10 protein-coding genes are annotated in these 12,716 nt (G+C 48.7%); 7 read left to right on the top strand and 3 right to left on the bottom strand.

The window, feature by feature from the left end:
* The first annotated feature begins 27 nt into the window (after positions 1 to 27).
* Together MJZ26_00845 and genX are read left to right on the top strand one after the other, a co-directional pair.
* The gene (locus MJZ26_00845) at positions 28 to 1,410 is read left to right on the top strand and encodes a hypothetical protein (GenBank protein ID MCQ2104315.1); all 1,383 of its coding nucleotides are present in this window, start codon (positions 28 to 30) and stop codon (positions 1,408 to 1,410) included.
* Positions 1,411 to 1,422: 12 nt separating this feature from the next.
* Complete coding sequence (genX, locus tag MJZ26_00840; protein MCQ2104314.1) at positions 1,423 to 2,397, top strand: EF-P lysine aminoacylase GenX; 975 nt, start codon at positions 1,423 to 1,425, stop codon at positions 2,395 to 2,397.
* Here the strand turns inward: genX and MJZ26_00835 are convergent.
* Positions 2,394 to 2,918, bottom strand: a complete 525-nt coding sequence (locus tag MJZ26_00835; protein ID MCQ2104313.1) for a TlpA family protein disulfide reductase — start codon at positions 2,916 to 2,918, stop codon at positions 2,394 to 2,396. The two genes, genX and MJZ26_00835, sit on opposite strands and share 4 nt — an antisense overlap.
* 87 nt (positions 2,919 to 3,005) lie before the next feature.
* On the opposite strand from MJZ26_00835, the gene MJZ26_00830 reads away from it, so the two are divergent.
* The 4 genes from MJZ26_00830 (at position 3,006) to alaS (ending at position 9,371) form a co-directional block, all read left to right on the top strand.
* Positions 3,006 to 4,073 (top strand): type IV pilus twitching motility protein PilT, encoded by a 1,068-nt coding sequence (locus MJZ26_00830; protein MCQ2104312.1) that lies wholly within the window; start codon positions 3,006 to 3,008, stop codon positions 4,071 to 4,073.
* A gap of 9 nt (positions 4,074 to 4,082) precedes the next feature.
* Positions 4,083 to 5,285, top strand: a complete 1,203-nt coding sequence (locus MJZ26_00825; protein ID MCQ2104311.1) for a type II secretion system F family protein — start codon at positions 4,083 to 4,085, stop codon at positions 5,283 to 5,285.
* A gap of 187 nt (positions 5,286 to 5,472) precedes the next feature.
* Complete coding sequence (locus tag MJZ26_00820; protein MCQ2104310.1) at positions 5,473 to 6,558, top strand: family 16 glycosylhydrolase; 1,086 nt, start codon at positions 5,473 to 5,475, stop codon at positions 6,556 to 6,558.
* Positions 6,559 to 6,728: 170 nt separating this feature from the next.
* The gene (gene alaS / locus MJZ26_00815) at positions 6,729 to 9,371 is read left to right on the top strand and encodes an alanine--tRNA ligase (protein ID MCQ2104309.1); all 2,643 of its coding nucleotides are present in this window, start codon (positions 6,729 to 6,731) and stop codon (positions 9,369 to 9,371) included.
* Positions 9,372 to 9,500: 129 nt separating this feature from the next.
* On the opposite strand, the gene MJZ26_00810 is transcribed toward alaS, so the two are convergent.
* The gene (locus tag MJZ26_00810) at positions 9,501 to 10,502 is read right to left on the bottom strand and encodes a GSCFA domain-containing protein (protein ID MCQ2104308.1); all 1,002 of its coding nucleotides are present in this window, start codon (positions 10,500 to 10,502) and stop codon (positions 9,501 to 9,503) included.
* A gap of 128 nt (positions 10,503 to 10,630) precedes the next feature.
* On the opposite strand from MJZ26_00810, the gene MJZ26_00805 reads away from it, so the two are divergent.
* A complete protein-coding gene (locus MJZ26_00805; GenBank protein MCQ2104307.1) occupies positions 10,631 to 11,386 on the top strand; it encodes a geranylgeranylglyceryl/heptaprenylglyceryl phosphate synthase in 756 nt (251 codons plus the stop codon).
* Between the two features lie 48 nt (positions 11,387 to 11,434).
* Here MJZ26_00805 and MJZ26_00800 read toward each other — a convergent pair whose 3' ends face one another.
* The gene (locus tag MJZ26_00800) at positions 11,435 to 12,697 is read right to left on the bottom strand and encodes a CotH kinase family protein (protein MCQ2104306.1); all 1,263 of its coding nucleotides are present in this window, start codon (positions 12,695 to 12,697) and stop codon (positions 11,435 to 11,437) included.
* Between the last annotated feature and the right edge of the window lie 19 nt (positions 12,698 to 12,716).

The raw sequence follows: 12,716 nt of genomic DNA, 5'->3' as shown, positions 1-12,716 counted from the left end.
GTCCGGTAATTTGGATAGGGAACAAATATGAAAGATTTTCTAAGCATTTCACTTTTAGTTACAGCGCTTTCGATGCCTGTTTTTGCACAGGATGCTCTGCGCGAAGCTATTGATGCAGGTGATGTGGCTACAGCTCAAAAAATTGTGAAGAAGGGCGAAGCCGAAGAAATTTATTGTGGTAAGCTTTCGGCAAACGATGCAGTAAAAGTTTACGAAAAGATTTTCAAGGCCATGCCTAGTGAGTCCTTTGAAAGCTGTCCTAGCCAATTCGCCTATGGTTATGGTACAAAGGTTTGCTCCAACGGTAAGGAAATGGAGTCCTGTCTTAAGGTGGTGAATCTTCTCTTGGGCGAAGGTGTTGCCGGCAATACAAATGCCATTGAAACCTTGGGTGCTGTAACAAAGTCCGTAGCCAAGACAAAGCCCTTTGCAAAACCGATTAAGGAACAGGTTGACACAACCATGTGGGTTCCCTGTCCCAAGAAGGGCAAGGATAAGCAGTCTTGTGTCGAGGAATGCTGGGCTCAGTTGGATACGCTTAGGGGAGTTGAAGATAAACCTGATTGCGAAGCGTCTCCTGCGCATTATATCGAAACTGTGGTTACATTGACTAAACCCTCACCTTTGTACGAAAGGCTGCGTTCTGGAATTCAAGAAAGTTTCTGGTCGTCGCCCATGTCTGTGGCAGAAAAATTTGCCAAGCTTCTGCAGGAAAATGCCAAGGCTCTTTCCATTGCGGATTCTGGAATCGTGAACATGGCCTATGTCGATCGCTGGGCTGAAAAGCACAAGGCGGATTCTTCAGCCCTTCCTGGAAGAGAACTTTTCCGTTTCTGCGCCATGTGGCAGTCCAAGGTTGATTCCATGTTGTCTGCTAAGGAACTGGAAGCCCGTTGCCCAGTCTTTGAAACGTTTACGGATTCCCGTGACGGAAAAACCTACAAGGTCAAGGAAATCAACGGAACAAAGTGGTTTGTTCAAAACCTGAATTACGAGATTGAAGAACGGTCCATGTGCTATGATCGTGAGGATGAAAACTGCGAAAATTTTGGCCGCTTGTACAAATTTGATGCTGCTCAGAATGCTTGCCCAGAGGGCTCTCATCTATCTACCAGCGATGACTGGAAAATGCTTGAAGTTTATGCGGGTGGAGCTAACAATGCCGCTGAAAAACTTCGCAGCAATGGATCCGATGATTATGCTTTTACGGTAATGTTTGGTGGTTATGCTAACAAAAACAACATTTCCGTGATTTTGGGTGAAGGTGCGTATTTTTGGACAGACGCCGATGTTGGCGATGGTCGCGGGTACGCTCGATCACTGTTCAGCACCGATAAGGAAGTTTCTTCCATTCCTGTAGACAAGGAATTTTCCATGTCTGTTCGTTGCGTTGTTAATGCTGCCGAGTAAAGTGGATTAAATATGAAAACTGGAAATAGCTTTGCCCCTACGTGTTCTAGAGAAAATTGGATTAAGCGTCAAGGTTTGATGAATAGGGTCCGCAAGTTCTTTGTAGAACGGGGCGCTCTTGAAGTGGAGACTCCTACACTTTCCAATGCGGGAGGTACGGACCCTCAGCTGGATTATTTCCAGGTTGGCGCGGAAGGGGAACCGGTTCGCTTTATGATGACCAGCCCCGAATTCCATATGAAACGATTGTTGGCGGCTGGTTATGGCGATATCTTCCAGATTGCCCGCTCTTTTCGTAAGGATGAGTTTGGAAATCATCACAACAATGAATTTTCCATGGTGGAATGGTACCGTGTGGGGTGGCCCCAGGAAACGCTTATGGACGAGGTGGAAGCTCTTGTGAGCGAAATCTTAGGAAAGCCCATAAATGCGCGCCGTACCCGCTGGATTGACGCGTTCAGGAATTATGCTGGAATTGATCCGGTAAATTGTGAAATGAAGGATTTTGCGGAAGCCTGCGCTTCTCGCGGAATCCCAGTACCAGAAGGCTCTGAAACTTTGACTCGCGAGGAATGGTGGGATTACCTGATGGTCTTTATCATTGAACCTGCCCTAGCTAGTAATGGTCCGGAGTTCATCTTGGATTATCCGCCCTCCCAGGCGGCTCTTGCCCAGACTTATGTGGATGCAGATGGACTGACCTGGGCGAAACGTTTTGAACTCTTTGTGGACCAGGTAGAACTTTGTAACGGCTATACGGAGCTGACCGATGCTGTAGAACAGCGACGTCGCTTTGACGCAGATCTTGAAATCCGTAAGCAGATGGGTAAGCCTTTGCCTCCAATTGACGAGAACTTCCTCGCAGCATTGGAGGCGGGAATGCCGTCGTGCTCTGGAGTAGCTCTGGGTTTGGATCGTCTGTTCATGCTTGCCATGGACGTTCCAAGTATTTCGGATGTGATTCTCTTCCCTAGTCCGCGAGCTTAATTCTTCGGTAGGTTATCTTCGATTAGGACGCGCATTTCCTGCTCATCAAATACGCCTACATTGACCTTTATGATACTGTCCTTTGCGTTGATAAGATAGCTGACGGGAATGACTCCCGGATTTCCTAGGACGTTCATGATTTCATAGTTCCAGTGGAAGGTTGACCATGGAATTTGTGCGTCCTTCTTATACTTGGCTGCTGTGAAGGGGGTGTTGTCTTCGCTGATCATGATGATCCTGAAACCCCTGTTGTAAAAATCCGAAGAAAGGTTGTGTAGCTGGGGAATCTCTGCTCTGCATGTCGGGCACCAGGAAGCCGTGAGAACTATAAGAGTTGCTAGGCCTTTGTGTTGCTCGTAGGTCGATGTTCCTCCGTCCACGATTTTCCCTTTGAAATTGGATATCTTGGCGGGTATAGTCTGGAACGACTCCTGACCGCATGCGCAAAGCAGGAGGGGGGCAAGAATCGACAATACTCCAAAAATTGCAGTTGTTTTTTTCGAAAACAAAGATTTTCTCATTTTTACGACTCTAAAATAGCGATTATTTAGTGAATTTTGAAAGAAAATCGTGATTTCTTGTGCGGGTTTAATGTTATATTCATGGACATGGCATACAATATTCAAGAATTACTGTCTGAAATGGTGAAGCGTGGAGCGTCTGACTTGCATATTACTGCTGGTGCTCCTCCCCTTATTCGTTTGCATGGTAAATTGACTCCCCTTGGCGAAGACAAGCTGAAGCCGGATGAAACCATGCGTATGACTTATAGCTTGATGAATGAGCAGCAGAAAAAGGCGTTTGAACAGAATAAGGAGTGTGACTTCTCTTTCGGCATCGCCAACTTGGCTCGTTTCCGTGCCAACTCGTATTTGCAGCGTGGCTGTGTCGCCTTGGCGCTCCGTATCATCCCTCTTGAAATTAAGACCTTCAAGGATCTTGGCCTTCCGAAGATTATGGCGGAATTTACCACCCGTCCATCTGGCCTTGTACTGGTGACTGGTGCTACCGGTTCCGGTAAGTCCACTACCTTGGCCGCAATGATCGACAAGATTAACAAGGAACGTCACGAGCATATCCTGACGGTGGAAGACCCTATTGAATTTTTGCATAAGCACCAGAACTGCATGATCAACCAGCGTGAAGTGGGTAGCGATACTTTCAGTTTTGCCTCCGCTCTAAAGATGGCTCTTCGTCAGGACCCGGACGTGGTTCTTATCGGCGAAATGCGTGACTTGGAAACAATCCGTGCTGCCTTGACCATTGCAGAAACCGGTCACTTGGCCTTTGCGACCTTGCATACCAACTCCTGTGTACAGACTATTAACCGTGTGGTTGATGCTTTCCCTAAGGGTGAACAGCAGACCGTGCGTACCCAGCTTTCCTTTGTACTTCAGGGCGTTATATGTCAGACCTTGGTGCCGAAGATTGGCGGTGGTCGAGTGATGGCATACGAAGTGATGAACGTGACTCCGGGTATCCGTTCTTTGATCCGTGATGACAAGGTTCATCAGATTGAATCCATGATCGAAATTGGCCAAAAGTTCGGTATGAACACCATGAACATGTGTCTTTGCGACTTGGTCAAGAACCGTAAGGTTGACCGATTTGAAGCTCTTTCCCGTTCTCCCAGCCCCGACCAGCTGGAACAGCTTTTCCAGAAGGAAGGCGTGTAGGAGTAGCTGATGGCAGAATTTTTATACAAGGCTACAAATAGCCAGGGCAATAAGTTTGAAGGCTCTATCGAGGCGAAGGACAAGGCTGAAGCTGAAGCCCTCTTGATGCGTCGCCGTCTTATTATCGAAAGCCTCAAGAAAAAACCTACTGAAATCCAGATTAAGTTTGGTACTGGTATTAAACCTGCCGACATTTCTAGGTTTACTCGAATGTTCTCTTCCATGAGTTCTGCTGGTCTGCCCATGCTCCAGTGCTTGAACATTCTGGAGGAACAGTGCGAAAATCCGGAACTGAAGAAGGTTGTGCATAAGGTTACCCAGTCCATTAACGGTGGTTCCTCCTTGGCAGATGCCTTGACTCAGCATCCGAAGGTCTTCAACTCTCTTTATACCAACATGGTGGCAGCAGGTGAAGCCGGTGGTATCTTGGATGGCATTCTTGCTCGTCTTGCAGACACCTTGGAAAACGGCGAACGTCTGAAACGTAAGGTGAAAAAGGCTCTTACCTACCCGGTGATGTTGATTATCGTGGGTATCTTGGTGGTTGTTGCCCTTATGACTTTCGTGGTGCCGACCTTTGCCGAACAGTTCGCTGCCCTCGATGCGGAACTTCCTGCACCGACCCAGGTTGTGATGAACATTTCTGATTTCCTTCGCGATAATGGCGCTTTCCTATTTATTGGAGTTATTGTTCTTATTGTTGCCTACAAGATGGCCATGAAGGTTCCCAAGGCCAAGTTTGCGTGGGACGGCCTAATGCTGAAGGTGCCAAAGCTTGGAGATCTCCAGATTAAGTCTGCAACAGCAAGCTTTGCAAGAACCCTTGGTACGCTTTTGAATGCAGGTGTGTCTGTGATGGACTCCCTCAAGGTGGTTGCCTCTACGGTTTCGAATAAAGTTGTGGAACGTGCTATTACACGAATCGGCGTTGGCATCGCTGGCGGTAAGTCCATTGCTGAACCTATGACAGAAGCAGGAATCTTTCCTCCCATGGTGATCCAGATGACCGGTGTGGGTGAAAAGACCGGTAACCTGGGCGGCATGCTCTTGAAACTGGCTGACTTCTATGACGAAGAAGTGGATGCCGCTGTGGATGCCGTGGTGGGCATGATGGAACCGTTGATTATCGTGTTCCTGGGTGGCGCCGTGGGTGGCTTGCTCATTGCGATGTATATGCCCATGTTCTCTATGGGTGACGCAGTTAAGGGATAAAGAATCCTTGAAACGAATTGCTTTGCAGGAAAGGTCGGGTAAACCGGCCTTTCCTTTTTTTGAATAGAACATGAAAACATGTTTTCAAATACACTTGATACAGTTTTGTTGAGTTTGTGTTTGGCGCTATTGCGATGTTTTTTGCTTGAAAGTATCTTTACTCACGTAACAGAAAAGAGGTAATCCTATGAAAAAACAGTTTATTATCCCGATGGTCGTTGTCGCCTCCATGGCAATGTTTACCGCATGTAGCGATGACTCCAGTTCTTCCCCGGCAATGCCTTCCAATCCTGAAATTGACCAGCCGGTAGTTCCTGGTGAAAATGGTGACGTTGTAACTCCGGAACAGCCCGGTATTCCCGGCGGTGAGGTGGTGGACCCGAATGTCCCTGCTGATCCCAACGCTCCGGTTGTTAATCCGAACCAGCCTGCTGTACCCGGGGGAGATGTTACTCCCGAAACGCCCGTCGAAAATCCGGATGTTCCCGTTGTAAATCCTGGTCAGCCCGTAGTTACTGATCCTAATGCTACCTATACCTATTACGGTGCGGAGTTGTCTGGCGTAGACCAGTTTAAGTATGGTCGTTTTGAAGCCCGCATGAAGATGGTTTCCATTCCGGGTTCCGTCAGCTCCATGTTCCTCTACTACGATGATTCTTGGAAACTTGATGAGGAACCATGGAACGAAATTGATATTGAGGTTTTGGGCAAGGGCGGCACATTCTGGCAGGCAAATCTGATTACTCGTGAACCCAATGTGACGAATGATGATGGTACTGTAAAAAAGAATGCCAAGATTACTTCTGAATCCAAGCCTGAATTTGGTTTTGACGCAACGGAAGATTTCCATCTTTATGCAATGATATGGACTCCGGAATACATTTCCTGGGAAATTGACAGTGTGGAAATTCGTCGTGACGTCATTGGCAACCCCGATGGTCGCAAGCACGACCAGGTTGCGTTCATGACCGAACAGCAGAGTCTTCGCTTTAACCTGTGGGCTTCCAAGAGTGTTTCTTGGGTAGGCAAGTTCACCGGTGAAGAACTGGCTGCAGGTCCTCAGACTCAGTATATCGATTATGTTCGCGTGTACTCTTACGATACTGAGTCCAAAACCTTCAAGCAGGAATGGCAAGATGACTTTGAAGGAACTGAACTCTCTGACCATTGGGCCACTGGCAACTGGGAAATGGAAAAGGTCATGCTTTCTCCTGATAACGTTGTCGTAGAAGATGGCTATTGCAAGATGTTGATGACTCGCGTTGCAGACTGATTTTACATCTCTCCTCCACATAAACAGGACGTTCTGGGGAAGACCCGGAACGTTTTTTTTCTATCTTTTCCGCCGTAAAAAAAGTTGCAAGGCGGGCGCCGCGGCAGAAAGTATGCTTTCTGACATGACCGAGCCGAAGCAATTTCTGCAAAATTATAAAGGGACACATTATGCCTACTATGACTTCTGCGCAGGTGCGCGAATCTTTTATTAAGTTCTTCGAGAGCAAGGACCATCTGTTTGTCCGTAGCTCTCCCGTGGTTCCTCACGACGACCCCACCTTGATGTTCACCAACGCTGGCATGAACCAGTTCAAGGCCATCTTCCTGGGTGACAATCCCAAGGGTTGGAAGCGTGCCTGCAACAGCCAGAAGTGCCTCCGCGTTTCCGGTAAGCACAACGACCTCGACGTTGTGGGTCGCGACAACTACCACCACACTTTCTTCGAAATGCTGGGTAACTGGTCCTTCGGCGACTACTACAAGAAGGAAGCAATTAGCTGGGCATGGGAACTCTTGACCGAAGTTTGGAAGCTTCCCAAGGAACGTCTCTTTGCAACTGTCTATCAGGATGATGACGAAGCATGGCAGATCTGGAAGGACGTTTCCGGTCTTCCCGATGACCGCATCATGCGCTTCGACGCTCACAGTAACTTCTGGGAAATGGGCGACACCGGTCCTTGCGGCCCCTGCTCCGAAATCCATTACGACCGCGGCGACCTGGCTACCCAGGCTGAAACCTTCAAGGACCCGATCCTGGGCGTGAACGGTGAAAATGACCGCTACATCGAAATCTGGAACAATGTGTTCATGCAGTACGAACGCATTAGCGACGGCTCCCTCATTCCGCTGAAGGCAAAGAACGTTGATACCGGTATGGGTTTTGAACGTATCTGCGCCATCCTTCAGGGCAAGCGCAGCAACTACGACACCGACGTGTTCACCCCGATTATTTCCAAGGTGGCAGAACTTTCCGGTGTTCCTTACACCGATGACGAAAACGGTACTCCCCACCGCGTGATCGCAGACCACATCCGCGCAGTTTCCTTCGCTATTGCCGACGGCGCTCTCCCGTCTAACGAAGGTCGTGGCTACGTGCTCCGCCGCATTCTCCGCCGTGCAAGCCGCTTTGCTCGCCTCCTCGGTCAGAAGGAAGCCTTCATTTACAAGCTGGTCCAGGTTCTTGCTGATACCATGGGCGAAGCCTTCCCCGAAATCCGTCAGCGTCAGGCTTTCGTTACCGAAGTCATCAAGAGCGAAGAAGACCGCTTCATCAAGACTCTGGACGCAGGTCTCGAACGTTTCGAAGCCATCGTTGCTGAAATGGGTTCTGCAAAGGTTGTGCCGGGCGACAAGGTCTTCGTGCTTTACGATACCTATGGCTTCCCGCCGGACCTCACTGGCATCCTCGCCGAAGAAAAGGGCCTCACCATCGATGAAGCCGGCTTCGAAAAGTGCATGGAAGAACAGAAGGAACGTGCCCGCGCCAACATGAAGCAGGGCATCAACACCATGGGTACCGAAGGCTGGACCCAGTACTCCGAAGCTTCTACCAACTTCGTTGGTTACGAACTGTCCGCTTGCGAAACCAAGGTTGTCCGCTACCGCGAAGACAAGGGCGTTCTTTCCATCGTTCTTGAAACTTCCCCGTTCTACGCCGAAATGGGTGGCCAGGTTGGCGACAAGGGCATGCTGGTTTCCAAGGATCTTGAAATCGCCGTGTTCGACACCGTGAAGGTGAACGACACCGCTCTCTGCCGCGGTAAGGTGGTGAAGGGTGAAGCTAACGAACAGACCATGGGTGGCGTGTTCATGGCAACTGTGGATGACGAACGTCGCATGGACATCCGTCGCAACCACTCCGCTACTCACTTGGTTCAGGCCGCTCTCCGCGAAGTGCTGGGCACTCACGTACAGCAGCAGGGTAGCTTGGTGACTCCGGATTCCCTCCGCTTTGACTTTACTCACTTCAATGGCATGACCGCTGAAGAAATTCAGAAGGTCGAAGACATCGTGAACGCAAAGATCATGGAATGCCTGCCGGTTCACACCGATGTCATGGGCGTTGACGAAGCTAAGGCTTCTGGCGCTATGGCTCTCTTCGGCGAAAAGTACGGCGATACCGTACGCGTTGTGAAGATGGGTGCCGCTGGCGAAGAATTCTCCAAGGAACTTTGCGGTGGCTTGCATGTTTCCAATTCCGGTAACATTGGCATGGTGAAGATCGTTTCTGAATCCAGCGTTTCTGCTGGTGTCCGCCGTATCGAAGCCGTCACTGGCCGCGGTGCTATGACTATGCTCCGTGCTGGCGCTCAGATCGTGAACGCTCTCCGTGACCGTCTCCGTTGTAAGGATGCCGAAGTCCTGGATCGTATCCAGCAGTCCTTCGAAAAGACTCAGTCTCTTGAAAAGGCTCTCCAGTCCGTAAAGCTGGAACTGGCTACCATGATCGCTGGCGACGTTCTGAACGGCGGTCTGGACGTTATGGGCGTCATGCTCTACGTTCGCGAATTCGACATGCCGGAAGACAAGTACAAGGAACTTCTGGACGGTATCCAGAACAAGCTGGACAAGGGCGCTGTAGCTGTCATTGCAAACAAGGCAAACGGCGCTGGCTCCATCGCAGTGATCGTTGGCAAGGACGTTCAGGCCAAGGGCATCAAGGCTGGCGACATGGTTCGCGACCTGGCTGCTGCATGTAACGGTAAGGGCGGTGGCCGTCCGGACCGCGCACAGGCTGGTACCCGCGAACCCGAAAAGATCGCTGCAGCTATCAAGGATGCCAACAACTGGATCCGTGCTAAACTGGGCTAATAGCTGAGTGGCTCCTCTCTGCGTCATCCTGAGCGAAGGCGCAGCCGAAGTCGAAGGATCCAGTGATGAGAAACAAGGTCTCTGCAATTCTGCAGAGACCTGTTTTTATATCTCGCTGTCGGCGGTTGGCTAGATGAACTTGCCGAAGTATTCCTTCTCTTCGCTTAAATCCAGACCACTAATTACGTGTTCCAAATTTTCTGCACGTTCAATTTGCAATTGGGCGAAATTCTTTGTACGTAGGGACGACGTATCTTCAATGCGGTGCGTTGCTCCTTTCATGAATTTTTCAACGTATCTTGTGTGTGCGATGGTAGAGTCGCTGCAGTACGTTTCCAGCATGCGCTCGAAGATGTAATCCTCAGCGACTGCATTCACGTGAGTCATGTCTTCTGCGTAGAAGCGGTAGTCGCGCAATTCGTCCATGACGATTTCGTAGCTGGGGAAGTAGGAAACCGCGGCGCTGGACTTACCTGCGGCGATGTTCGGTTTGCACGATGCTACGCCGTTGTAGCCTGCGGCGATGTTTCCTGCGAATTCCTGAATGACTTTATCTACGGCCAGTTGTAGCGTTGCCTTGGAAAGATTGTTCCCATGGGCGCCATCGTTTAGGTGCCTGATAGGCGAAACTGTAAAGACGACCTGAACTTGACTATTGATTTGGCGCAATGTCGTCACGATATTCCTCAGTGCTTTTGCAGCCTCATCTACAGAAATCAATTTCCTCTCGAACAGTTCGGCAGGCTCCTTGTGGCAATTGGCTACGGCCTTGCCCGATTCCTTCAAGAAATAAACGAAGGCGGTTCCCAGCGTAATGAAAATGACATCGGCCTTGGCGATGTATTCGCGACTTGAATGGATAATTTCTTTTAATTCTTCGTCAGATAAACTTCCTTGATAATCCCAGCGGTCCCATGAATCCTTATTGCAATCTAAGATTTTTCTAAAGAAGCTTTCAATGGAAAGAGGATTGTACATTACGCCAAGAGGATTTGCCTGAACCTGAAACTTGCGGTCTGTCCACTTGCGGGAAATATTGTCGGCAAAACAGGATCCTATGAAAAATAGGTTGGAGTTGTAATCGATCTTAAAATCGGCTTGGGAAATGTTAATTTTTGTCAAAAGGTCCATAATTCAAGGACAAACATAACAAATAGTGTGCTAAAAATCTCAAAAGAGGTTCTGATTAGTGGAAGACTGCGTGACGTTTGGTAAAATGTTCTATATTGATTCTATATCTTTAGCTACTAAGGCGTATTATGAAAATCGGAAAGACTGAAGCTCGTTTGAATGCGGAAATTGAAAAGCGCGGTGCCTTGTTTGCCGTGCTTTTGGATCCGGATACTTCTGACGAGGCTGCCTTTGTGAAGGCTGGTGCCATGGCTGCTGAAAACGGCGCTGACCTGCTTCTGGTGGGCGGTTCCTACCTGGGCAACTTTACTCTTCCGAAGCAGGTGGCTGCCCTTAAGGCCAATGTGGATCTTCCCGTGGTTCTGTTCCCGGGCGGAGCCTCACAGGTTGTGCCCGGTTTTGATGCCATGCTGTTCATGACCTTGGTCAGCGGTCGTAATCCCAACTATCTCATTGACGAACAGGTTCGTGGTGGTGCTCTGGTTCGCGCCTTGAATATGGAAGCAATTCCTACGGCTTACCAGTTGATTAACAGTGGCAAGCGTACTACGGTGGAATACATCAGCGGAACGATGCCGGTTCCGGCTAACAAGCCCAAGCTCAGCATGGTAAACTCCATTGCTGCAGAACTCATGGGCATGCGCTATGTCTACCTCGAAGCCGGTAGCGGTGCGGAGGAACCCGTTCCTGTAGAACATATCGCCTACACCCGCAAGGCTACCGAAATGACTATCATTACCGGCGGTGGCATCAAGGATCCCCAGACGGCTGCAGTTCGTGTGGCTGCTGGTGCCAACATTATTGTAACTGGCACTCTGTGGGAAAAGGTTCAAGATCCTAAACTGCTATCCGAATTTGCTTCGGCAATTCACTTTAAGGCTTAAACCTTGACATTAGAAAAAGTCTTCGCGGAATTTCCGACGAAGGCTTTTTTATAGGTTCTCCTCGATCCATTTAAAGCGTTTTTCCATCCAACTGGACATTGCCTTAATGGCGTCGTCGTAGGAATCGTAGGGGTCCTTGAGAGCCCAGTTTTCCGTGTTTGAAATGATGGGCCAGCGCTTGTATTCGTTTTTGATGGCCGGTTCAATCTGTTTTACGTAAATGGGAATGCTGTCAATTAATTCCTTGAATAATGAACGGTTTTCGTTCCAGAACTCGGCGGCCTGAGCCCAATTCTGGCTGTCGTTTAGGATGGACTTGTTCCAAAGATATTTCTTTATGAACCACCCTTCAGGATTCTTGTTTTCCTGTTGGGATTCGTTTCCAAAGCCCAAGTCCAAGTCCCATATGGGGCCGAAGTGGATTACGTCTCCATCTTCCCATGTCATGTAGATGCTTCGGGCAAATCGGCCATCCTCGTTTTTGGAGTATTCCTGCAACCAGTATTGGGTTAGGTAGTCGTTCATGTCTAGCCAGGTATCTATGTTATCCTGGTTGTGAAAACGTCCCTGGTCAAGATACTTTTCAAAATCATCCAGATGATCGGTTAACAAGTCCAATGATTCCTTGCTAGGATTTTTGGGATATTTGACATGAAACGAGTGACTCTTTTTTGTTTCGACGTAAGGGTCGTCTATTTTCTTGGAATCTTCTTTTTCGAAAAGGAAGGAATAATCGTGTTTTGGTATGTTGACTCTGTCTTTTGACGCCTTGATTGATTCTGTAAAAAGGTAAAGCCCCATGTATCGCCTGTTCAAGTAGAGCTCTACAAATTGAGTCTTGGGCGTGTATCTTGCTCCCAGCCATTCCGATAGTCGAAAGATCATGTGGTTTCTTAGATGAGTCTTGTCTCCATAGTTTGCGATAAGAATCCAGTCCTTATTTGCGGGCATGCCGAACATATTTTGTTTTTCAGCGAATTCAAGTTTAAGGCCGTACTTGGGCATTTTAAAACTGGAGTTTCCTCGTCCTCGAACCGTAAGGTCAAATACATCACTGGCAGGCCCATCCTTGTCGTAGATTTGAAACTTTGCGGGAATTTCTGTTTCTCTATCCCTAATTTGCTTAAAATCCTTTGTCTCGATAACGATTCGAGGCAACCCTGCGTACGGATATTCGGAGTCGTCCATTGTCAGGTATGAATCGACATTATCATCGGTACCTTCCCAAAAACAACCGCTGAACAAAACGGTTAACAGAACCGCTATGACGGACTTGCTTAGACTTAAAGTTTTTAGGATGTTTTTAGTCATGGATCTTTTATAAGATAAT

Origin of the sequence: Fibrobacter sp. (assembly GCA_024398965.1) — a bacterium.
Classification (GTDB): Bacteria; Fibrobacterota; Fibrobacteria; order Fibrobacterales; family Fibrobacteraceae; genus Fibrobacter.
Note: the sequence above shows the minus strand (reverse complement) of the source record. Positions and strands in the feature narration are given on the sequence as shown.

Coding starts and splice junctions, on each gene's coding strand:
- alaS (MCQ2104309.1), top strand. CDS start 6,729: ATGCCTACTATGACTTCTGCGCAGGTGCGCGAATCTTTTATTAAGTTC.
- MJZ26_00845 (MCQ2104315.1), top strand. CDS start 28: ATGAAAGATTTTCTAAGCATTTCACTTTTAGTTACAGCGCTTTCGATG.
- MJZ26_00800 (MCQ2104306.1), bottom strand. CDS start 12,697: ATGACTAAAAACATCCTAAAAACTTTAAGTCTAAGCAAGTCCGTCATA.
- MJZ26_00830 (MCQ2104312.1), top strand. CDS start 3,006: ATGGCATACAATATTCAAGAATTACTGTCTGAAATGGTGAAGCGTGGA.
- MJZ26_00810 (MCQ2104308.1), bottom strand. CDS start 10,502: ATGGACCTTTTGACAAAAATTAACATTTCCCAAGCCGATTTTAAGATC.
- genX (MCQ2104314.1), top strand. CDS start 1,423: ATGAAAACTGGAAATAGCTTTGCCCCTACGTGTTCTAGAGAAAATTGG.
- MJZ26_00835 (MCQ2104313.1), bottom strand. CDS start 2,918: ATGAGAAAATCTTTGTTTTCGAAAAAAACAACTGCAATTTTTGGAGTA.
- MJZ26_00820 (MCQ2104310.1), top strand. CDS start 5,473: ATGAAAAAACAGTTTATTATCCCGATGGTCGTTGTCGCCTCCATGGCA.
- MJZ26_00805 (MCQ2104307.1), top strand. CDS start 10,631: ATGAAAATCGGAAAGACTGAAGCTCGTTTGAATGCGGAAATTGAAAAG.
- MJZ26_00825 (MCQ2104311.1), top strand. CDS start 4,083: ATGGCAGAATTTTTATACAAGGCTACAAATAGCCAGGGCAATAAGTTT.